Origin of the sequence: Wolbachia endosymbiont of Cantharis cryptica (genome assembly GCF_964277405.1) — a bacterium.
Classification (GTDB): domain Bacteria; phylum Pseudomonadota; class Alphaproteobacteria; order Rickettsiales; family Anaplasmataceae; genus Wolbachia.
The window spans coordinates 1330421-1352584 of sequence record NZ_OZ195521.1; the positions used below are offsets into that span (position 1 = coordinate 1330421).

The 22164-nt window shown below is 35.4% G+C and carries 18 protein-coding genes, 1 tRNA gene and 1 pseudogene; 9 read left to right on the forward strand and 11 right to left on the reverse strand.

Annotated features, from left to right (window positions below; all coding sequences use genetic code 11):
• Window positions 1-56 precede the first annotated feature (56 nt).
• The 5 genes from ACICP6_RS06550 to ACICP6_RS06570 all read left to right on the forward strand — a co-directional run bounded on the left by ACICP6_RS06550 (window position 57) and on the right by ACICP6_RS06570 (window position 3742).
• A complete protein-coding gene (locus ACICP6_RS06550) occupies window positions 57-713 on the forward strand; it encodes a CADD family putative folate metabolism protein (RefSeq protein WP_395463686.1) in 657 nt (218 codons plus the stop codon).
• 109 nt (window positions 714-822) lie between these two features.
• On the forward strand, window positions 823-1236 hold the full coding sequence (locus tag ACICP6_RS06555; RefSeq protein ID WP_395463073.1) for a dihydroneopterin aldolase: 414 nt from the start codon (window positions 823-825) through the stop codon (window positions 1234-1236).
• A complete protein-coding gene (folP, locus tag ACICP6_RS06560; protein ID WP_395463074.1) occupies window positions 1236-2516 on the forward strand; it encodes a dihydropteroate synthase in 1281 nt (426 codons plus the stop codon). Before ACICP6_RS06555 ends, folP begins: the two co-directional genes overlap by 1 nt.
• Complete coding sequence (locus ACICP6_RS06565; RefSeq protein WP_395463075.1) at window positions 2513-2992, forward strand: dihydrofolate reductase; 480 nt, start codon at window positions 2513-2515, stop codon at window positions 2990-2992. Before folP ends, ACICP6_RS06565 begins: the two co-directional genes overlap by 4 nt.
• Before the next feature lie 9 nt (window positions 2993-3001).
• On the forward strand, window positions 3002-3742 hold the full coding sequence (locus tag ACICP6_RS06570; RefSeq protein WP_395463076.1) for a putative folate metabolism gamma-glutamate ligase: 741 nt from the start codon (window positions 3002-3004) through the stop codon (window positions 3740-3742).
• 180 nt (window positions 3743-3922) lie between these two features.
• On the opposite strand, the gene ACICP6_RS06575 is transcribed toward ACICP6_RS06570, so the two are convergent.
• The 4 genes and pseudogenes from ACICP6_RS06575 to ACICP6_RS06590 all read right to left on the reverse strand — a co-directional run bounded on the left by ACICP6_RS06575 (window position 3923) and on the right by ACICP6_RS06590 (window position 7974).
• Window positions 3923-4702: an exodeoxyribonuclease III gene (locus tag ACICP6_RS06575; protein ID WP_395463077.1), complete on the reverse strand. Its 780-nt coding sequence runs from the start codon at window positions 4700-4702 to the stop codon at window positions 3923-3925.
• Complete coding sequence (locus ACICP6_RS06580) at window positions 4702-5409, reverse strand: uroporphyrinogen-III synthase (protein ID WP_395463078.1); 708 nt, start codon at window positions 5407-5409, stop codon at window positions 4702-4704. The genes ACICP6_RS06575 and ACICP6_RS06580 overlap by 1 nt, the downstream gene beginning before the upstream one ends.
• 284 nt (window positions 5410-5693) lie before the next feature.
• Window positions 5694-7161: pseudogene (gene terL / locus ACICP6_RS06585) on the reverse strand (phage terminase large subunit).
• Between the two features lie 736 nt (window positions 7162-7897).
• Window positions 7898-7974: transfer RNA gene (locus tag ACICP6_RS06590), tRNA-Met, on the reverse strand.
• A gap of 98 nt (window positions 7975-8072) precedes the next feature.
• Here ACICP6_RS06590 and ACICP6_RS06595 point away from each other — a divergent pair.
• Both ACICP6_RS06595 and ACICP6_RS06600 read left to right on the forward strand, forming a co-directional pair.
• Window positions 8073-10073, forward strand: a complete 2001-nt coding sequence (locus tag ACICP6_RS06595; RefSeq protein ID WP_395463687.1) for a ComEC/Rec2 family competence protein — start codon at window positions 8073-8075, stop codon at window positions 10071-10073.
• A gap of 270 nt (window positions 10074-10343) precedes the next feature.
• Window positions 10344-11273 carry an RluA family pseudouridine synthase gene (locus ACICP6_RS06600; protein WP_395463688.1) on the forward strand — a complete coding sequence of 310 codons (930 nt, stop codon included), beginning with the start codon at window positions 10344-10346 and terminating at the stop codon, window positions 11271-11273.
• Window positions 11274-11780: 507 nt separating this feature from the next.
• Here ACICP6_RS06600 and ispH read toward each other — a convergent pair.
• Window positions 11781-12710 carry a 4-hydroxy-3-methylbut-2-enyl diphosphate reductase gene (gene ispH / locus ACICP6_RS06605; RefSeq protein ID WP_395463689.1) on the reverse strand — a complete coding sequence of 310 codons (930 nt, stop codon included), beginning with the start codon at window positions 12708-12710 and terminating at the stop codon, window positions 11781-11783.
• 20 nt (window positions 12711-12730) lie between these two features.
• On the opposite strand from ispH, the gene ACICP6_RS06610 reads away from it, so the two are divergent.
• Window positions 12731-14512 (forward strand): peptidoglycan D,D-transpeptidase FtsI family protein, encoded by a 1782-nt coding sequence (locus tag ACICP6_RS06610; protein WP_395463079.1) that lies wholly within the window; start codon window positions 12731-12733, stop codon window positions 14510-14512.
• Between the two features lie 3 nt (window positions 14513-14515).
• Here the strand turns inward: ACICP6_RS06610 and ACICP6_RS06615 are convergent, their stop codons facing one another.
• Together ACICP6_RS06615 and elbB are read right to left on the reverse strand one after the other, a co-directional pair.
• Window positions 14516-14863 carry a hypothetical protein gene (locus ACICP6_RS06615; protein ID WP_395463080.1) on the reverse strand — a complete coding sequence of 116 codons (348 nt, stop codon included), beginning with the start codon at window positions 14861-14863 and terminating at the stop codon, window positions 14516-14518.
• A gap of 142 nt (window positions 14864-15005) precedes the next feature.
• Window positions 15006-15698 carry an isoprenoid biosynthesis glyoxalase ElbB gene (elbB, locus tag ACICP6_RS06620; RefSeq protein WP_395463081.1) on the reverse strand — a complete coding sequence of 231 codons (693 nt, stop codon included), beginning with the start codon at window positions 15696-15698 and terminating at the stop codon, window positions 15006-15008.
• A 138-nt stretch (window positions 15699-15836) separates the two neighbouring features.
• Here elbB and ACICP6_RS06625 point away from each other — a divergent pair, with 138 nt between their 5' ends.
• Window positions 15837-16865, forward strand: a complete 1029-nt coding sequence (locus ACICP6_RS06625) for a glycine zipper family protein (RefSeq protein ID WP_395463082.1) — start codon at window positions 15837-15839, stop codon at window positions 16863-16865.
• A 77-nt stretch (window positions 16866-16942) separates the two neighbouring features.
• On the opposite strand, the gene ffh is transcribed toward ACICP6_RS06625, so the two are convergent.
• From ffh to ACICP6_RS06645, 4 genes are all read right to left on the reverse strand, one after another.
• Window positions 16943-18286 carry a signal recognition particle protein gene (ffh, locus tag ACICP6_RS06630; protein ID WP_395463083.1) on the reverse strand — a complete coding sequence of 448 codons (1344 nt, stop codon included), beginning with the start codon at window positions 18284-18286 and terminating at the stop codon, window positions 16943-16945.
• A complete protein-coding gene (locus ACICP6_RS06635) occupies window positions 18271-19821 on the reverse strand; it encodes a proton-conducting transporter membrane subunit (RefSeq protein ID WP_395463084.1) in 1551 nt (516 codons plus the stop codon). Before ACICP6_RS06635 ends, ffh begins: the two co-directional genes overlap by 16 nt.
• Before the next feature lie 1119 nt (window positions 19822-20940).
• A complete protein-coding gene (locus tag ACICP6_RS06640) occupies window positions 20941-21819 on the reverse strand; it encodes an IS3 family transposase (RefSeq protein WP_395463625.1) in 879 nt (292 codons plus the stop codon).
• 14 nt (window positions 21820-21833) lie between these two features.
• Window positions 21834-22097 carry a transposase gene (locus tag ACICP6_RS06645; protein WP_395462617.1) on the reverse strand — a complete coding sequence of 88 codons (264 nt, stop codon included), beginning with the start codon at window positions 22095-22097 and terminating at the stop codon, window positions 21834-21836.
• Window positions 22098-22164: the final 67 nt, after the last annotated feature.

The following is a 22164-nucleotide window of genomic DNA, read 5'->3' on the forward strand; positions in this document are numbered from 1 at the left end:
ATCTGGTGAGTCTGCGAATAGCCTAGAATGGTTTCATGTCAACTAGGGAGGGAATTATAGCATTCGTTCAATTACTTAATAGAGAATTAGATGACTTGCACTTATTGAAACATCAGTTTTACCAATCATGGAATGAAGGAAATTTGAGCCTTGAAGCTCTGCAAGTCTATGCTAAGGAATATTATCATCATGTTGCTGCATTTCCTCGTTATATCAGTGGTATACATTCTTTGTGCCCAGATCTGAAAATGCGACAAGTTTTGCTTGGTAATTTAATGGAAGAAGAGCAAGGTGATGAAAATCATCCAGAGTTGTGGCAACGTTTTGCTGAAGGGCTTGGCGTCACACGATCTGATCTTCGTAAAGATGCACAGATTAAAGAGACACAAGAGTTGGTTGATAGTTACTTTGATATTGTACGATCAGGCTTTGCAATGGGTCTTGGAGCTCTTTATGCTTATGAACGCCAAACTCCAGAGGTTTCTAAGTCTAAAATTGATGGCTTGAAAAGACACTATTCAATAAATGATGAACGTTCTCTCCAATTTTTCACTGTTCATATGGATGCTGATGAATGGCATTCTCAGGAGTGTGCAGATCTAATTGCCGGCTTAGAAGAGGTAGAGCAAAGTAAAGTTATGCAAGGTGCTAAAAAAGGAGCAAAACTCTTATGGGGTTTTCTTGATGGAATGATGAACGCTCATGCATATTGAGAGATTTCATATTAATAAAAAAATAAAAACTTTTCTTAAATAACTTGATAAATTTCATGAGCATGTAGGTTTTGCAAGCTAGAAAATAGGAAAGTATGAAGTGATTATTATGAAGTTAGATACAAAACCATTATGCAACCTCCTTATCCAGGATTTAAGGCTTTGGGTTCACTTAGGGTGTAGTTCAGAAGAAAAGTTTCATCCTCAATTAGTTAGTATTAATGTTGATTTTACTTTTAAGTCTCCTCCTTTAGGGCTTATGACTGACCGGATTGAAGATACTGTCTGCTATCTGGAGGTAGTGCAAAATATTCAATCTCTTGTTCAGAGCAAGCAGTTCAATTTAATCGAGTATTTAACTCATGATATATACATAACCATTAATAACCTTTTGATGCAAAAGAAGCATATTATCTCTTCTATAAGAGTGACTACTCACAAAGTTGCACCACCCATTCCCGGTGTGCATGGAGGTGTTTTCTTTACTTACTGTAATGGATCGCAAGAACGGAAAGACAACTGATGATTTACATTTCTATTGGCTCAAATTTGGGAAATCGTTTTTCTCATTTACAAAGGGCTGTTGAATTATTAAAGGAGCGCTATTTTAAAGACTTAAAATCTTCGATTATTCTAGAAACTAAGGCTATTTTACCAAGTGGTGCTCCAACTGAGTGGGACAAGCCATTTCTAAACATGGTAGTGTATGGAAGCTGTCTTGCTCTTCCTGAAGAGCTATTAAAAGGCCTCAAACAAATTGAATGTGATATGGGCCGTCCACAGGTCCATAAAAAATGGGCACCTCGTATTATTGATTTGGATATTTTGTCATGGGATGATCTGACACTCGATACACCCTGCCTTAAGATTCCTCATCCAGAATTGATAAACAGACCATTTTTGCTTCACTTGATGGCGATGCTTAACCCTATGGCAGCACTTAACAAAACATTCGGTACTATTGCTCCTAACATTCAGGATTGCTTCTTAAGGAGTTTTACGCTTTCACCAAAGTTTGCAGGTATTGTCAATATTACTCCTGATTCATTTTCAGATGGTGGTCTTTATTATGATGCAGATCAAGCCACTACACAGGCACTGCAACTGGTATCAGATGGTGCAAGCATAGTTGAATTCGGCGCTCAATCAACAAGACCTGGATCTTCGATACAAACTCCAAAAGTAGAGTATGCACGCTTAAAACCAGTGCTTGATAATCTTAATCAATACATGAAAGTTGGTGATATTAGAGTCAGCATTGATAGTTTCTGGCCAGATGTTATTTTGAATGTTTTGGAACACTATAACATTGCTTGGATAAACGACGTTAAAGGAGATCTAGATGATAATACCTTAAAAGCAATTGCTAACAGTGGGTGTAGTATCGTTATTATGCATTCGCTTTCCATACCACCACACAAGGACAACATTATTCCAGGTGACACTGACCCGGTTAGTACCATAAACCATTGGGCAGAGAGGAGCATTAATAGATTACTAGCTCTAGGTTTTGATAAAAGCTCAATAATTATTGATCCTGGTATTGGTTTTGGAAAATCCCTATACCAGAATATCTGGATTTTACGCAGTATAGAAGCATTACAAAGTTTTGGCTGCAAAGTTTTAGTGGGTCATTCCAGAAAGTCATTTATTTCTTCTTTTTCCACAGAACTTGTACTTAACCGAGATTTAGAAACAATTGCTACATCATCTGTATTACACAACAAGGTTGATTTCCTTCGAGTGCATAATGTGCGTGATCACATGCGATTTTTTGTAGCCCAAGCTGCCTTACAGGGATGATGATTATTGGAATTATGGCTGTTGACCCCAAGGGGGTGATTGGAATAAATAATGGATTGCCCTGGCATTATCCAAGTGAGTTAGAGCATTTTCGTCAGGTGATTGATAAACAAGTCATTGTTATGGGAAGGAAGACATTTGAAACTATGCCTCAAAACATACTAAAGGATCGTATCCCTGTTGTTTTTTCTCGTGACAAATTAAATTCTTGTTTTAGCAGAGGAGTAAAATGCACTATTGTTTCTTCTATGCGAGAGTTTCTTTCAATCAAAAGTAGTTCTAAAATCTTCATGATTGGTGGAGCACAAATAGCACACCTTTTTTTAGAGTACGATCTAATTTCAGAATTCATCGTAACAAAAATTCACAGACCTTATAAAGGTGATGTATATTTCAACTTCACACTTCTTGATGGGTGGCATCAAACTATTCTTACTCAAACGAAAGATTATACTGTATGCAGGCTAACACGTTAATATAATGATATGCATATTGAAGCAATTTACACCCACCGTATTGAATGCGGTGAAACATTAGAGAAGGTTCTTGATCGCTATGTTTCGGAGTTGCTGAAAGAGGAGGTTGTTCTTGCTATCACATCAAAAATTATTTCCGTTTGTCAAAAACAAGTGGTTTACAAAGCTGCCTGTTCTAAAGAAGAGCTAATTAAAAGAGAAGCTGATGCAATTGTTAATGTAGACCATAATCCTTACGATATCTATTTAACAATAAAAGATGATATCTTAATTCCATCTGCCGGTATTGACGAATCAAATGGTGATGAAATGTATATTCTGTATCCAAAAGATGTTCAGAAAACAGCTATATCAGTATGGAACTACCTCAAGACAAAACACTGCATAAAACATCTTGGTATTTTGATCACAGATAGTAATATAGTACCGATGCGTCGTGGGGTTACAGGTATTGCTCTTGGTTGGTGTGGGTTTGAGCCGCTTTATTCTTATATAGGTAAGTCAGATCTTTATAGCGAGCCGCTTCAGGTAACACAAGTCAATCTTCTTGATGCGCTGGCAACATCTGCTGTTTTAGTCATGGGAGAAGGAGCAGAACAAACGCCAATGGCAGTCATTAGAGATGCACCAAAGGTCCGCTTTCTTACCCATCCACCAACTATAGAAGAAGAAAAAAGTGTTAAGATATCTATGGAAGAAGACCTTTACTCTCCTCTCCTCATGGGAGTTCGTTGGTTAAAGAACGAGTAGTGAGTTTAAGAAGTTTACTAAGCAGAAAAGAGGCAAAAAAAACCATAAAACATAGCTACTTTATCGTCTAAACCAGAGGCGCCATCTGGTCTTTTTAAATATGTATGAATACGTAAGTTAATGATAAGCGTAATTCAGAACTTTAGACATAATAAACCTCTTAAAAATGTAAAGAGTTCACTACTCTATAACACACACAACTGGCGTATGATCAGATGGATTTTCCAGTTTGCGCAACCTATCATCTATGTAGCACATTTCTAATCTATCGACAGCCTGTGGTGATAATAGCATATAATCTATTCGCATTCCTTGGTTATTTCTTAGTGAATTACCTTGGTAATGCCACCAAGAAAATTGTTGTAAATTCGGATGGGATATTCTAAATGCGTCTTTGAACCCAAGATTCAAGATTGCTTTTAACTTCTCACGCTCTTTTATATGAAAGCACACTTGGCCATTCAACAAAATTGAATCAAAGACGTCAATTTCATCCGATGCAACATTATAATCGCCAGCTATAACAATTAACTCCTCATTTTTTAGCAGGCTGCTCATTCTTTCATATAGGTTATCAAAAAACTTGAGTTTATATTCAAACGCGTGAGAGTCCGGGCTTTGACCATTTGGAACGTATACACTCCCTACCCTTATCTTCTGATTGTTGTGCTTTATCACGCACTCTATATAACGCGCTTCTTGATAACCCTCTACAATGTCAATTTTAAATTTCTCTAGTATCGGATATTTAGATAAAACACAAACACCATTTCTTGCAACTTGCCCATAGACAGCGTATTCGTATCCCAGTTTTTCCACCTCTGCATAAGGAAATTGCTCTTCCGTGCATTTTATCTCTTGCAATAAAATTACATCTATTTGACTATCAATTATGAAACTACAAAGCTGATCAACCCTTTTGCGTATAGAGTTTACATTCCAAGTTGCAATTTTTAACATCAACAATCCTTATTAATTATATCAATTAAACTCTCTTGAGTAGGTAACCTCGATGTTATAATTTTTTTCCATTTGATTGACTTCAAACTATCAGCAATATTTTTACTCATAGTATATGCAATTACATTGCCCATTGCATGAGATAAACCACTTTTGAGAACTAAAGAACAGAATATCCTTGCTGTCTGTGAGGAAAAAAAAGCAACACTATTGATTTTACCACCTGACAGCAAATTTTTGCACCTATTAGTTAGACTCCTTTTAATAATTGTCTTATAGAGTATAACTTCTCTTACGTTAAAACTATCTTCAGATAATCTCTTCTTTAAATCACATGATACTTCTTGCCCTCTTATATATAAGAACTTTACTGCCCTTGAATAGTGATTTTTTATAAACGATATCAGTCCATCAACATTACTGTCTGCTGATATGATATCAGAGAACCCTAAATCCTTTGCAGCTTGCATCGTTGAATTACCAACTGTAATGATTGGAAGGTCATCTACCCTACATACTTGACTAAATGCCTTCACACTGTTCTTACTTGTGGATATCACCACATCAAATTCATATACAGATATATCAGGCTGTAAATACTTTATTGTGAATATCGGTTCTATATATACTTTGTACCCACATTTTCTCAGCGCGCTTCTTGTATTTAATGAATCTAATAAAGGTCTTGTTAATAAAATAGACTTCATTCTGATTTGCTTTACTATCGGTAAAATAATACCTTTGATAAATAAATTACTGAATAAAAATTTTTAAGCAGATTACATTTTTTATTGCCAATGCTCAATTTCATTAAAGGAATTTTAAGTCTTACAGGAATGTTTACAAGAAAATAAATATATTTATAAAAATTTAAAATAGATTAGTCTCGTTCCATAAATTATTACACTATAGCTAACCCAAGGTCATACCGCCGCGGCGCTAATGAGTAGCGGAATGACGAATTTGTCGTTTTGGATCCGGTAGACCAAGATCACAATGTTCGTATAGCTGCAACTCTGGAGGTACTGTTTCTCATCCACTGCAAATATTGTACCATGCTGTCCACTTGATCGTCATGGCGAATTTCTGGGAACATTAAAATTTCATACTCAAAATCATTGAGCCATATTGCTTGATGCGGCAAAACAACCCTACCAGACTCTATAATTGGAACAATTTGATGAAATCGAGTGAGCTTACCATCATGTGGCATTATTTCAATAACGGGTAGATCACTGGCTGCCTTTAGCTCCTGCACCAACTGCTGACCACTTGTTTTTGCTTCGATCAAAATTGCGTGTGGTGACCATCTTGCAGCTAGTGATAAAACTTGCTCTTTAAGCTTTGGATACTCAAGTTTTGCACGATATACGTCGAGTAAATAGAATTTATTATCTATTTTTGCCCAGGTAGTGCAGACGCTAAAGTTACTAATGTCGCTTGTTGAAACCGCAGTGTCCCAACTTTGTGTTACACATGAGAGATTATCAGGAAAATTTCTATAGCGCTTCAGCCACTCTCGTTTAATTATACCATTTGAAAGCGGCAGAGGGTTTTGTTGATATTGCGCAGCAAAAGCATAACTCCCAAGTTCAACCCTCATCATTTCAACTTCTTCTTTCCCTCCATCTAGGGGATATAACAACTGACCTTCTTCTCTTGAGTATAATATCCTTGCAGGTGCAATGCGTGATGCTGGTTTATTATACAGCCACTCGATGCGCTCATTTATAGTTACTTGAATGACAGGAACGGGAAAAGGAGGCGCTGGTTTTTTGATTGAATAGATAATCTCCTTATTTTCAGATATCATCGGTAAACAAGTATGGTTCCATATGTTTTTTGGTTTGGAAAGAAGATGCCACGTTAGGTCTTCCTGGTGTAGCCTGTGCATCACAAGAATGATGACTCCTTTTTTTCTATTGTTGAGCCTGGTTACTAAAGTCTGATCGAACCAGTTTGTAGCACGCTTTCTAAACGTTTCGCTTAAAGCTTGAGCAGAACTGAGCGGATCATCCACGATGATAAAATCTCCGCCTTCACCAGTTAATGTCCCTCCAACTGATGTTGCAATTCTGTATCCTCTCTGCACTGTTTGAAATTTATATTTAGTGTTCTGGTCTTTGGATCTCTGGAAATAGCTCTCTATACCAACTAGACTGCATTATACACCTCGTATCGAGCGAGTGCTTTTCACTAAGCAACCGAGAGTAACTTACAACTATTATTCTTGCAGTTGGCTGATGTCCCAGTATCCACGCAGGCCATGCAACACTCACACATATGGATTTCATCGAACGCGGTGGCATATTGAATATTATTCGCCTCACTTCACCAGTACTCGCTGCTTCTAGCCTATCTGCTATGACTTTTATGTACCGATAATTATTATACTCACACCCCGGCACTACCGTTTGGAAGCATAGCTCGATGAATTTAAGAAAGTTTATATTGTCCATAATTTAAGTGAATGTGGTTGAAGCGTATATTTTTGAAGGTAATTTGCACAACAAATGGTGTCATCCAAGTACTGGTTCCTTTATGACGGCAGTGTCTGGGCAATGCCCTTCGTTGTCATTCCAGCGCGTGACGCTGGCGACCCCTACGTCATACCGCCGCGGTATCTCTAGATCCCGCTAACAAGCGGCGGTTGTCGTTTAGCTATAAATATTTAAGAAATTTACCAAACGAAAAAAAGGCAAAAGAAACCCTAGCCACTTTCTATTTCAGTATTGGCGTTTTTTAAGCCTTAAACGCTGCAATTTAGCTGCTTTTAAGTGCAACTAACCTTAGCTAAAATATTTAAGAAACTTACCAAGCAGAAAAAAAAGGCAAAGAAAACCCGTGGTAGCTAGTTATTACACTCTCTATTTTAAAATTTGACGTTGGGTGATGTCTTGAACGCTTTATAAGCGCGTTTCAGCTTATGTAGGTAAAAACCTAGAAATTTTATAAAGACATACGGTGCACATAGTGCGAAAAATTAAACAATAGTACGCCAAATACAAGTTTTCTTGTCATTTTAATCCACTGCAGAGATTGCGAAGATAAATAAAATAGCTTCACTACTATGATAAGAGCGCTGGCGGAGTTTGTCAAGTAAGTTTTTGCATTATCCGTTTTTATGGCTTGGATGCCATTTTGATGATATCGTTCTGATAGGCTCAAACCACAATGTTCGTACAGTTGTGAAAGTGGTTGCGGGGGTAGGATTTGAACCTACGACCTTCAGGTTATGAGCCTGACGAGCTACCGAGCTGCTCCACCCCGCGTCGTTGTTTATTTAGTTATTATATATACAATAATAGAAAATAAAAGAATAAAATTGCGTCACAGTCACATATCGGTATATTTGTTAACTTTCTTTGACATAATAGTTAGTTATATACGTACCAACCTGCACAAGGAAAAATATAACTTGATACTGTGGTTCCCCGTGTGCCAGTGTGTAGGAATTTTAACCTATTTCTCTTTCAGTTTCGAACCAAGCTATACTTTTACTATATCTATTTTCCTTTTACTTTCACCTATACTAATTCTGATTGCAATATTGTATAAAAGGTACGCGATGTTATGTATCGCTTTGATTGCAGTGCTCATAGGATTCACAGCCAGTAAGCTGAGAACAGCTTTAGTCGATACCCAAATTCTTGATAAAGAGAGATATGTAAAAGATATAATTGCCACAGTAAAGGACATTAATGACAGAGGCTCATATAAACAATTTCTGCTATATGAAATAAAAAACACGAAGTTTAAGCTAGATAGTATAAGAATATCAGTTAGAACTAAAGTGGAAGAAGGTATCAAAATAGGCGATCAAGTAAAATTATCAGCAAAGCTTTTTCCCCCAAAAATTGCACCTTCGGAGTATGCATATGACTTCGCAAGAATAGCATATTACCAAAAAATCAGTGCAACAGGTTTTGCAACAAGCAAAATAGCTTTGCACAAAAAGGCTGAAGCAAGGAAATTTCAAGAATATATAGAATCTTTTCGTCAATATATTTATGAAAATCTACAGCAAAATATCAAAAAACCACATGCGGATATAATCTCTGCATTACTAATTGGTAAAAAAGACGGAATAGACCAAAAAACTATGGATGCAATAAGAGACTCAGGTATAGCACATTTGTTCGCTATATCTGGTTTGCATTTATCATTCGTTGCTGGTCTATTTTTTATAGTATTTCGCAATTTATTTGCAATGTCTGAAACTTTGACGCTTAAGTATAATACCAAGAAAATATCTGCATTTCTTACCATTTTGCCAACCACATTTTATTTGCTGATTACCGGTATGCAAATTTCTGCTCAGCGCGCATACATTATGGTGATTTTGGTACTTGTTGCAATAATGATAGAGAGAAAATATCGAGGGTTAATAGCAATTGCGTTTGCCGCTTCAGTGATACTTATCATAGAACCTGAAGCAATTTTAAAGCCTGGCTTTCAGATGTCATTTTCTGCTGTCTTGGCACTGGTTGCCAGTTATCAGATTAATGCTAATAAATTGTTCAAAATAAAAGTAATAAAATATTTTGTATCGATAATGATCAGCTCAGTAATAGCAAGTTTAGCGACTGTTCCGTACACAATATACAACTTTAACTATTTTTCAATCAGTGGCATCATCACAAATTTAGTTGCCATACCGATTGTAACATTAATTATTATTCCACTTGGAATAATTTATATTTTATTGATTCCTTTAGGTATTGAATGGATTATAGCGTCACTTATAGAGCGCCCCATTGATAGCGTTTTGTATATAACAAACGCTATCGCTAGTCTTCAGTACTTGGTTATTCCCATTCGCACTTTTCCTACTTCATCAATTGTTATAATAACACTTGGGTTATTGTGGCTGTGCTTGTGGGAAAGAAATTGGCGTTTTTTTGGAATTTTCTTTATTGTGCTGGGTATTTGTTTTAGTGCTATACATAGAACTCCTGATATCTTAGTGAGTAGCGACAATATTGCTGTGAAAGAGAGTGATAACTTACTATATTCTCTCACCAAAAAAAGCAGAAATTTTGTTATAAAAACATGGGCAAAGCAAAACGGACAGAATCAAATTTTGAATCATAAAAAGTACAACAACTCAGGTAAAAAACTAAAGTATGGCTGCATATATAATAAAGAAAATAACAAATTAGTGCTGCTTGCTTATAAGAAGGAGGATATCTCAGAAAATTGTAATAATGTTGATTTGATAATTCAGTTAAGTAAATTTAATTATTCAGCTTGTAGCACTAAAACCATCGAGTACATTGATCTAGAAACATATGGCACACATTCAATTTGGTTAACAAACAGTAACATAAAGATTAATAAAGTGCGTTCTAACCGGCCTTGGCATAAGTAAAAAAACTTGGTTTTAAAGTGTTATTAATATATGATTAATTTAGTTAAGGTATAAAGAACATTTATGGACGAAAGTACTCGGAAAGATCCTAAGAGCGCTAGTATAAACTTATTGTTACATTAATAAGCAAGGCGATCTTCAAGTTCAACCTGGTACAAAAGTTGATTTTGTAGACCAAAATATTCATGCAGCATTTAAAGTAGCGTGTGTAGGATAGATATAACCTTAAGCGTTGACGATAGTGAAAAAAAATTGAGGCTAGATACCTATATAGCTGAAAAATGCAACATATCACGCAGCAAAGCTCAAAGATTGATACAAAATGAGCAGGTAAAATTACTTGGCGTGCCTATAATTAATAATGATCACATAGTAAAACCAGGTGAAGAGTACATAGTACACCTTGTTCAACATGACATATCTACCTCAATTGAGCCTAATTACGACATAAAACTTGATATCATCTATGAAGATGAGGATATTATAGTTCTCAATAAACAAAGTGGATTAACAGTGCACCCAGGTGCTGGTACAAACAATGATACACTTTTGAATGCAGTTATCGCGCATATTGGTAAAATCCCATATACCCATGTAAGACCAGGAATTGTTCATAGACTTGACAAAGATACTAGTGGGCTAATGGTAATCGCAAAAAATGAGGAGTCCCATAGTTTTTTGTCTGAATTACTATCAAATCGTGAAATAAAGCGAGAATATTTAGCAGTAGTTTGGGGAATATTATCTTCCCACCAGGGAACGATAAAAACTAATATTGCTCCAAAACGTGGTAATAAAGAAATGATGTGCGTGACGAAAACAACGGGTAAATTAGCAATCACTCATTATTCAGTGCAAAAAGTTATAGGACAAGCAAGTCTAGTTAAATGCGTTTTAGAAACAGGTAGAACACACCAAATTCGGGTACACATGAGCCACATAGGACACTCCATAGTTGGTGACCAAGTTTACGGAAAAAATAGTAGCAAAAGTTCAAAACATGTTAAAAATTCCGATTTTATTCGTACCTTCAACAAACAAGCACTACATGCCTATAAACTAGGATTATATCATCCAAAAAGTAAAAAATATGTAGAATTTAAATCTGATTTACCGAAAGACATGAGAACTTTAATCGGCGAATTTGAAGATACAACGAATTGTAGAACTTTTAAGGGCAAGAGCAGACCTCTTGCATAACAAACTTTTGGCAGCACGTTGGAAAAACTCCTTGACAAACTCCGCCAATCCTCTTATCATGGTACTGAAGCTATTTATTTATCTTCGCAATCTGTGCAGGTTAATGACAAAAAACTTAGGGTATTTGGCGTCTCATGTTTAATTTTTCGCACTACGTGCACCGCATGTCTTTATAAAACTTCTGGGTTTTTACTCATACAGGCTGAAACGGGCTTATAAAACGTTTAAGACATCAAAAAACGTCAAATTGACAAGGGAGAATTTGAATACTAGCTACCCTGGGTATCTTTTGCCTTTTTTCCTGTATAGTAAATTTTTTAAAACACTTGCGGTGTAGGTTAGCTGCAAATTAAAAGTGGCTAAATCGCTCTTAATCAAGCGTTTTAGAATAAAAAGAACGCCGATATTTTAGTACATGGTAAATAGCCAACCACCACGGGGCTTCTTTTGCCTTTTTTTAGGTTATGCAAGAGGTCTACTTTCCATTAATTTCAAGAGAAGCTTAGTCTAATCCAGATTCGGTATTTTAAACTGAACATTTTCAGTAACGCCACCTGGCATAACTGAAACTTTTGTATTCGCATTTGCTTTCAGGTAGTCTATTAATTCATCAACTAATATATCAGGAGCAGAGGCACCTGCAGTGATTCCTATCTTTTCTACGCCCTGCAGCCAGCTTTTATCCACACATCTGTAATTATCAATCAAGTAGGCTCTTTTTTCTCTGGTAGTGCACAGGTCTAATAAGCGGTTTGAATTCGAACTATTTTTACTTCCTACAATTAACACTATGTCTACAATTTCAGCTAATTTCTTGACAGCATTCTGCCTGTTTTGTGTTGCATAGCATATATCTTTTAAGTTAGGACCTGTAATGCTTGGAAATCTGAGCTTCAGAGCAGCAATAATTTCGCGGGTGTCGTCGATGCTTAATGTGGTTTGTGTAACATAAGATAAATTGTCTGGATCTTTGACTTTTAAATTGCGTACATCCTGCAGGGTTTGCACTAAAGCTATAGGATTGTTTACTCTTCCTCTAATTCCCTTAACTTCTGGATGGTTTTCATGGCCAATGAGAATTAATTCTTTACCACTATCCTCATACCTTTTTGCTTCTTTATGCACTTTACTGACTAGAGGACATGTTGCATCAATCACTTGAATACCCTTTCTTTTTGCTTCATCTTCTATATTTTTTGACACTCCGTGCGCGCTGAAGATCAGTATTCCTCCATTATCTTCAATTTCTTTGATACTACTTACAAAAATCACACCTTGTCTCTTAAAATCTTCCACTATATACTTATTGTGAACAATTTCATGCAGTACGTATACTGGGCACTTGTCCCGGTATTTTTCTAAAGTGATAGCTAATATGTCTACAGCTCTTTTGACCCCCGCACAAAAACCGCGTGGTTCAGCTAAGATGATTTCCATTTTTTTCAAATCAAGTAAATATGCAAACATTGCTTAAAAATAAGCTTCGCTCACTGTGTTTTATAGTACCATTGTTTATATTTTATATAATAATTATTTTTCGTATATTCTCTTTAACATTTGATCAGCTTGCTACCTCAGAAAACCTTAACAAAAACAATATAGCACATAAACAACCTGATATTTTGGATAGGAATGGAGTGGTAATAGCAACAAATGTGCCCACAACATCACTATATATAGATTCAACCAGAATAAAGAATCCGGAGAGTATAGCAGCACAACTATGTTCTACTTTGAATGACCTTGAGTACGAAAATTTATATAAAATACTCACTTCGAAAAAGAAATTTGCTTGGATAAAACGGCATTTGACTCCAAAAGAATTGCTAGCGATAAAAAGCACTGGCGTGCCAGGGGTAAATTTTTATGATGACGTAAAGCGTATATATCCGCACAGTAATTTGTTTGCACATGTACTTGGTTACACTGACATAGATGGCAACGGTATTGCTGGAGTTGAGGCGTATATAAGTAAAAATAGACAACTTCCTGTTACTCAAGTAGCTGATACACAATTGTACAAACATTGCAACTTGAATGCAATTCCTGCGCAGCAATCCTCTGCACAGCAATCCCCTGCACAACAGATCCAGTGCGTAACACTGGATAAAAATACTGACAAATTATGTGATGAACAACGGATTTTAGAAACATATGTCCAAAACAACGTTCGTGATGAAATTGTGCATAAAACTGGATTCCAGTGTCACAGCACTGCTGGTGAACATGTTCAACTATCACTGGACCTACGAGTGCAAAGCGTAGTACATGAAGAACTAACTAAAGCTGTAAATAGATATCAGGCACTTGGTGGGGTGGGAATTGTTTTAAATGTGAAAAATAGTGAAATCATTTCGATGGTCAGCCTGCCTGATTTTAATCCCAATCTACAGAATAAAGCAAAAAATGTACAGAAGTTTAATCGCGTCAGTCTTGGAGTGTATGAGATGGGATCGGTGCTAAAATTTTTTACAATCGCTGCAGCGTTTGATGCAAACGTCGTAAAAGCTGGTGATTTATATGACGTATCAAAGCCAATCACTATTGGGAAATATAAAATTTATGATCTTCATAAATTCAAAATTCCAAAAATTACTGTGCGAGATATATTTGTGAAATCATCCAACATTGGTACAGCAAAAATTGCAGCCAAACTAGGTATCGAGAAACAGGTAGAATACTTTAAAACTATGAAGCTATTTTCTCCTTTGGAAATAGAAATACCAGAAAAATCTATACCGATAATCCCGGATAAATGGAGTGAAAGCACTTTAATAACGGCATCTTACGGGTATGGAATAGCTGTAACTCCTATACATCTTGCACAAACTGCAGCCGCATTAATCAACAATGGAATATTTTACAATGCAACTTTGATGTTGAACAAAGGAAGTATAGGAGAGCAGATTATTGCAAGAAGAACTTCCAGAGAAGTAAGAAAATTATTACGTGCAGCAGTAACAGATGGAACAGGTAGAAGAGCAAGCATAAAAGCATATTCGATAGGAGGTAAAACTGGATCGGCGGAAAAAGTTGTAAATGGTAAATATAGCAAAAATGCAAACATAGCATCGTTTATAGGAGTGCTAACCATGCTTGATCCAAGGTACATAGTGCTAGTTGTCATTGATGAACCTCAGGGCATGCAATTCTCTACCGGGGGAATAATTGCTGCACCTGTAGTCAAGAACATTATAAACAGAATAGCACCTATATTAAATGTTACACCCGAGATGTAAAGATTATGATTTCTTTATTATAATTTTAAACTCGTGGTCTTGATTCTTTTCATCAATACAAAGGAACCCATCTTTTGTTATTCTACAATTTTTAGGAGCGATATCTAAATCGATTTTCTCGCCACTGCTATCTATTCTCAAACGAATCCTTGGCTCGAGAAAATCGATTATACTAGTCTCAACTTTTCTTGTTACCTTTCCATCTAGAGAAACCAGATTGAATTCCCAGATATTGTTTGGGTCGATATTTCCTTTACAACTAATACACTCATCACCTTTGCAGTATGAACTTTCAACTGTATAACCTTCATTTGGAATTTCCGTAAAAAAATTCCACAGATCATCTAACATATAAAACACTCCTAATATTTATTATTTTAAGATTTATATATACTTTTTAAGTATATATAAATATAATATAGCTAGAAACACAAAATTCAACAGTTAATTATGTAAGAAGTCTAAATTACTACGCCTTATAGAAGATGGCTGTTTAGTTTTTTTTGTTAATCTTTTTCACCATGCTGTCAATCATATGTTTTATCCCCTGATATACAGAGTGCGTACTTTCGTCGCTACGCATATAAGCAGAACAGGAAAATACATTATGCTCTTCGTCTTCTATTGACAACCCCGTATCACACTTTATGTGCTCACCACCAAGCTTTTCTATCAACTTTTCTCTGTCATCTCCTATAGTTACCTTGATCTTACTTTCTTCTTTATCGATTTTACTATTTAAAATAAAAACAATTACTGCTGGAGATATACATATTGCTCCTATTAGCTTTTTTGTAACAAAAAATTCTGAAACTAATCTTTCAAATTCTGGTATTACTATTACCACGTCTTTGTTTTCAGCCAAGTTAGATAAATTTCTCGCAACTCCATACCCACCAGGTACAACTAGCATATCAAAATCTTCAGCTTTGGCTTCTTTTAAGTCATATATTTCACCTCTTGCAATTCTTGCAGCTTCTGCAAGTACATTCCTTTTTTCCTTTACTGCCTCTTTTGTTTTATGATTTATAACTTGTGTAATATTGATATCAGGTGCAAAACATTTGACCTCCACTTCCTGCTGATCAAGCACAAGCAGACTTAAAACTGCTTCTCTTACCTCTGCGCCGTCAAGGTGACCACATCCTGATAAAACCACAGCAGCTTTTAATTTTTTTTCACCCATAAAGTACCTTGATTTCATATAATCTAGGTATTGTAATACAAATTCTATGTTTGGAAAGGGGTATATTGTATTAATTGTTTCATATTAGTTATGATATAATTAATAATTAATATGTATAATTAGGCATATTTATAATTAATGGAATTGTATATGGTAGAAGGTGGTGCAACAAATGCAGTTGATTCGGACCAGTTGATTGAGGCTGTAGTAAAATATATTGGCGAAAGAAAAGATTTGGTAGACAAATTGGAGGGACTATTAGCAGGACACAATTTTAAAAAGGAAGGTGAAGTTTTTAATGAATCAGCTATCGAGCGTGTGTCTGAGTTGCTAAAGGGCAATAAGGACAATAAAGATCTTTTAAGCGGTGCAATAAATATTGCATTGGAACACTTAGAACAGGACAAAAATAACTTAAAAATGCTTCTTGAACAAGCAAACAAAGTAAAGGGTATGGAGGAAAAGCTTGAAGCTTTGGGTAGCCGGTTGTTAACTCAAGGAGTTATAGGTGGAGCAGCATTTACAACTCTCACAGGTGCACTAATAGGTTCATTAACAATAGGAGGAGTGGCTGGTGCATTAATAGTTGGTGGAGCAGCATTAGCAGGATTTGTAGCACTAGTGGCTGTAGCTGCTATTGCTTATGCTATATATGAACATAGAGGTGAAATAAAAGAGGGAGTGATTAAACTAGGACAAGCAATTAAAAGTATTTTAAAAGATTTAATAGATGGAATTCCTACGGTTCAAGAAAGAGAGAATAATTTTAAAAAATTGAAGAACAATTTGATGGAACAGCATTATAAAAATGCTAATGAAGAAGAAAAAACAACGCTTGGTAATAAAATAAAAATAGTGGAAATGCTCCAAGATAAAGATCAACGGTCAGCTATAGAGGAGTTAGTAAAGAATAAAGATATTAAAGATTTTTCAGAAAAGGATCTGGAAAGACTTGTAGGCAAAGGTAACAGTACTCATGAAGGAGACATGAAAGCACTTAAGGAGCTCATGGATGAATTGCTACCTAAAATTATGGCCATTGGTGAAAATGACATAAAAAAGGTAGAGCTAAAGATTGATGAGAAAGTTAAAGAAATGAAGCCAGATTCTAAAGTAGATGGTCCAAGTTCTGAACCAGCGAGTAAAGAAGAAGAAGTCAAAAGATAAAATGTGAAAGACAAGAACTAACCGACAGACACAGCCTACAAGGAACAAATTAATACGATTTCCTAGAAAAAGCTGCTTTACTTTTTACTCAACATATCCATCAAATCAGATTCTTTGAGTTTACTGTGGTCAACTTTACTGAACTTATTTACCATAGAGCTCATTTGATCATATTGCTTAATTAGAAGATTAATATCCTGCACACTCGTTCCAGAGCCTTTTGCAATTCTAAGCCTCCTTTTTCCATTTAAAATATCCGGATTTTGCCTTTCTTTTTCGGTCATCGAATTTATGATAGCTATATATTTTTTCACTTTGCTATCATCTGGTACTCCACTACTTAGTTTTTTTGTAAACGAACTTGGAATGAATTTCATTATATTGCTGATACCATCCATTTTATTAAGGGTTTTTAACATTCCCACCAAGTCGTTTAGGTCAAATTTACCTTTTTTTACTTTTTTTTGCAGTTTATCAATCTCTTCCTGACCAACAATTTCAGCAGCCCTTTCAACCAATGAGACAACATCACCCATGTCAAGTATCCTCTTTGCAATCCTATCAGGATAAAAGTCATCAAGGTCACTTAACTTTTCACCACAAGCAATAAATTTAATTGGGCAATTAGTTACCATTTTCATAGAGAGGGCAGCACCACCACGCGCATCACCATCAACACGAGTGAGAATAATACCAGTCACACCTATTGCCTCATTGAATGATTTGGCGATATTCACTGCATCTTGACCTATCATCGCATCGGCTACTAAAATAACTTCTGCAGGTGAAGCTATTTCCTTCACATCTTTCAGTTCATTCATCATATTATTGTCAATATGAAGCCTGCCTGCGGTGTCTAGTATCAATACATCATAATTATCGTTTTTTGCTGCCGCCAGTGCCCTTTTTGTAATTGCAATAGGTTTTTCATCTATTACTGTAGGTAAAGTTTGTACATCTATTTGTTTACCGAGCACCTCAAGCTGTTTCTGAGCAGCAGGCCTGTAAATGTCCAAAGAGGCAAGCATCGCTTTTTTCTTTTGTTTTTTTAGCTTTAAAGCAAGCTTTCCTGAAGTGGTTGTTTTACCTGCACCTTGTAAACCCACCATCATAATTACAGCAGGAGATTTAACTGCTAGATTCAGATCACTTTTCTCTGATCCAAGAATCGCAACTAAATTGTCCTGTACAATTTTGATTATCATTTGTGCTGGAGAAACATTTTTTATGACTTTTTCTCCTATTACTTTATCTTTAATGTCGTTGATAAATTTTTTTGCAACTTCAAGTGAAACGTCAGCTTCAATTAGGGCTATGCGTATCTCACGCATAGCAAGGTTAAAGTCATCTTCAGAAATAATTGACTTTCCTCTAAGTTTGCTAAATACAGAATTTAAACTTTCGGTTAATGATTTAAACATAACAGCACTAGTAGAATACTCATCAAAAAAAGAGAAGAAGCTGAAACAAAACTCACTGAGTTATAGTTGAGCACTTCTTTAAGTTTAGTAACGTTATTAAAGTATAAACTAGTAAGTAAATTAGTCAAGTTTTGCAGTATGCTGGCAGACATTTCCCTCATTTTGGAAATTAACTTATTGAACAATGAACCAATATGAGGTATGAAAGCTCTGAAAATCCAATCAACATCCATTTTAAAATTTATTCTTGGCAAAAACAACTTGCGTAAAGGAATAAACAATAAAGTGGTAAATAGTAATAAATTAAATTGCGACCAAATATTTTTTGTGTTGTACACAAGATTGAAAATCGAAGGTTCATTATAAATAGGTAAGTAAGGGTTGCCAGCAATCACACATATAAATGCCAAAATAACCATAATCACCCTGCCCCGTTTCTCTGCTAAAGGTTTTGACTTGCTTTTGGCAATAAATACGTAATAAAGAAACTTGAGCCCTACACTTAAATAGAGTAATAAATTCAGAATCTTGTACAAGTTTTTGTACACCTCTAAACTAGTACCATTCATTACAATTTCGGCTGCAATATATGATTTACTGATAAATCCAGCAGTTCCAGGAAATGCAGCCATTGTGAATATTGCGATTACAGCACACATACCTTCCACTGACATGAATTTACTCATCCCATTAAAACTAATCGTTTTTGCGCGTAAAATAACTGAATTAGCAACTACAAATAATAATGACTGATAAACAAGAGAGAAAATTATGTGTAGTATCAAAATCGGCATTGCCTTTTCTGAGGGACTAAGCAAACTTCCTGCAATAATAAGTAGGCCCATTTGTCCTACAATATTGTAACATAAAAATCTGCGGATGTTTTGTTCAAGAGAAGCAAATATAATACTGTAAATTGCAGTGATGGTACCTAAAAGTGCCAGTATTTCAGCACAATTTTGCCATAGGTTATAAGTATGTAAAAGCATCACTAGGAAAGAAACTTTAGTGGTGAATAGAGAAAGGTATGACGTACCATGTAGCGATGCAGCAGGATATGCATCAACAACCCAAAACGAAAAAGGGAAACAAGCACAATTTATCAATAAACCTATGATCATTAGAGTAGAGTTTTGAATCGCTGATCCTGCTGTTAATATCACCCCAACAAAAAAGTGTACACAAGCATACCTTACCGCAGGGCCGTTATCTTTGCAGCCAGATGCGATAATAAAAAATGCACTGATAGCCATTAATTCACAGAATATTATAACCAATATTATCTGTTCAGATAATATTGCACACAATGAACTGATAGTGTAAGCAGAAAAAGATAGCATCTCTGAAAAGCTCAAGTTTTTTGCTGGTAGAACAACCAAAAATGCAACCGATAAAAAAGTTATTAGTATAATGCGAAAGGACAGATCAAGGCTTAGAACTGGATTAGACCAGTTTACTGTGGTTTCAGGTGATTTTAGGACTATAACTATTAATATAGTCAACAGAAGTAACAGTGAGGATTTATAAAGTTGCACGATAATTTAAACCAATATGGTTTATGCTACCTCAACGAATAGGTAAAATCAATTTGCATGTAATTGATTTTAACCACTAATTAAACTAATTATCATATAATTATACAAGGTTAGAGGGTTATAGAGAAATCGGTCAGATTAGGTTTTTAACCTAATCTGACCGATAGCTTTAATAGTGAGGTAAGCTTCAATATAGCATCCTCAATTTATAGTACTACACTCGTGTATAATTTATTTTAAATTTGTGCACGAGTGTTAGTAAATTATTTACTTTTTGAAATAAAGTTCAGCATTACTTTATTTATGGCTAACGTAAAACTAACTATTTTCTTCTACTTTATGCTACCTATGTCAAAATAGTTATTGTAGCATAAAGTTATTAATAATATATATATTATAGCATAATCAGCTAAAACAGATCTAATAACACTCGACACGCATTTTTTTGGATCCCAGTGCTCCTTTTTGTCATCCGAACTGTATGAACATTGTCTATCAGGAGGATATCATCCAAGTGGCATCTAAGCCAAAACGGGGCTAAAAACTCCTTGACAAACTCCGCCAGTCCTTTTATCATGGAAGCGAAGCTATTGTATTTGCTTTCGCCAATCTGCAGATTAAAAGGTAAGGATTACTTAATGTATCGGCGTCTTATGTTTAATTTTTTGCAGTACATAGGTACTGTATGTCTTTACAAAACTTCATCTACATCTAGGTTTATACCTAAATAAGCTGAACGCGCTTACAAAGCGTTACAAGACATCAAAAAACGTCAATACTCAACAGAGATAGTAAAGGACTAGCTAACTCGGGTTTTCTTTGTCTTTTTTCTGCTTGGTAAACTTCTTAAACACTTGCAGCGTAGGTTAGTTGCGATTAAAAGTAGCTGAATCTCGCTTGTCAGGCGTTTAAAACATAAAAAACGCCAGTACTTTAAAGCGGAAAATAATCACAGGGTTCCTTTTGCCTTTTTTTTACTTGGTAAATTTCTTAATGTTTGTAGCTAAAGCAATTTAAAAGCCCGTGCCATTCCAGCGTTACGCGCTGGAATGAAGAAAACCCTTGAGCACACAGGTGACCTTACCCAGAAAAAGTAGAGAGGAAGTTAAGCCATTTTTATTATGAAAATGATGAATCAAATTTCTCAGGAATGCAATAATTAATAGTAGAATGTCTACGCTGTTTGTTATAAAAAATTTCTATGTACTCAAATATAGCAGTTCTAGTTTGCTGAGCAGAGTGTTGCGAAGTATCAATAAGAAGCTCCCGTTTGAGTGAGCTGAAAAAGCTTTCAACAACAGAGTTGTCATAACAACAGCCTGTGTGACTCATGCTGGAAATGATGTTTTTTGTGTTCAGCAAAAACTGATAATTTTTAGAGGTATATTGTGAACCTTGATCACTATGAAATAGCAGATCTTTGGCTGGTTTGCGCTTATCAACAGCCATCAATAAAGCATCTATAACTAATCGCTTAGTTATTGTACTACTCATTGACCAGCCAACTACCATACGTGAATATAGATCAATTATTGCTGCCAAATATAGCCATCCATCCTTAGTTTTTATGTATGTAATATCAGTTACCCATACTTTATTTGGCTGACTAGTAGTAAAGTTTTGGTCCAATATATTGGGAGTTATAACCCTATTGTCAGTCTGCTGTTTTTTGCTTTTGAATCTTCGCCTCAGTCTAGCTTGAATACCATTTTTTTGCATGATATCCTGCACTGTTTTGATGTTGCAATTTTTACCTAAAGCCTTTAGTTCAGCATGAATCTTAGGTGCCCCATATCTACAATTAGATGCTTGGTATATTTTTTGAATGTCTGCTAGAAGCTGCTCCCTTGTTAATTCTTTGCTGCTTTTCTTCTTACTAGTCCATTTGTAGTAGCCGCTAGCAGATACTTTCAAAATCCTGCATAACTCCTGTACTTTATAGTAGTTTCCATGCTTTTTGATAAATAAATATTTTACTCTTTGTGACTTGCAAAATATCCCAGGGCTTTTTTTTAAATGTCTCTTTCTCTAGTAACTCTTGTTAGTTCTTTCTTTAATTCAAACTTTTCTTTATCACATGGTGCCAACTTTCCCTTACCAGGAAATGCTTCTTCTATTGATCCTTTTTCGTTATATTTTTTTATCCAGTCACTTAGTGTACTGTTATCTATTCCTAAATCTTTAGCTATTTTGCTTGCTGACTGCCCCGTTTCCTTTACCAACTTTATTGCCTCTAATTTAAATTCCACTGTGTAATTTTTTCTGTTCTTTACCATAATAAGCCCTCATAATCATGTTTTATTTTACTTCAAAAATGGCTTAACTTCCTCTCTACTTTTTCTG

Coding starts and splice junctions, on each gene's coding strand:
- ACICP6_RS06575 (WP_395463077.1), bottom strand. CDS start 4,702: ATGTTAAAAATTGCAACTTGGAATGTAAACTCTATACGCAAAAGGGTT.
- ACICP6_RS06555 (WP_395463073.1), top strand. CDS start 823: ATGAAGTTAGATACAAAACCATTATGCAACCTCCTTATCCAGGATTTA.
- ACICP6_RS06610 (WP_395463079.1), top strand. CDS start 12,731: ATGCAAACATTGCTTAAAAATAAGCTTCGCTCACTGTGTTTTATAGTA.
- ACICP6_RS06565 (WP_395463075.1), top strand. CDS start 2,513: ATGATGATTATTGGAATTATGGCTGTTGACCCCAAGGGGGTGATTGGA.
- ACICP6_RS06615 (WP_395463080.1), bottom strand. CDS start 14,863: ATGTTAGATGATCTGTGGAATTTTTTTACGGAAATTCCAAATGAAGGT.
- elbB (WP_395463081.1), bottom strand. CDS start 15,698: ATGGGTGAAAAAAAATTAAAAGCTGCTGTGGTTTTATCAGGATGTGGT.
- folP (WP_395463074.1), top strand. CDS start 1,236: ATGATTTACATTTCTATTGGCTCAAATTTGGGAAATCGTTTTTCTCAT.
- ACICP6_RS06645 (WP_395462617.1), bottom strand. CDS start 22,097: ATGGTAAAGAACAGAAAAAATTACACAGTGGAATTTAAATTAGAGGCA.
- ffh (WP_395463083.1), bottom strand. CDS start 18,286: ATGTTTAAATCATTAACCGAAAGTTTAAATTCTGTATTTAGCAAACTT.
- ACICP6_RS06580 (WP_395463078.1), bottom strand. CDS start 5,409: ATGAAGTCTATTTTATTAACAAGACCTTTATTAGATTCATTAAATACA.
- ispH (WP_395463689.1), bottom strand. CDS start 12,710: ATGGAAATCATCTTAGCTGAACCACGCGGTTTTTGTGCGGGGGTCAAA.
- ACICP6_RS06625 (WP_395463082.1), top strand. CDS start 15,837: ATGGAATTGTATATGGTAGAAGGTGGTGCAACAAATGCAGTTGATTCG.
- ACICP6_RS06570 (WP_395463076.1), top strand. CDS start 3,002: ATGCATATTGAAGCAATTTACACCCACCGTATTGAATGCGGTGAAACA.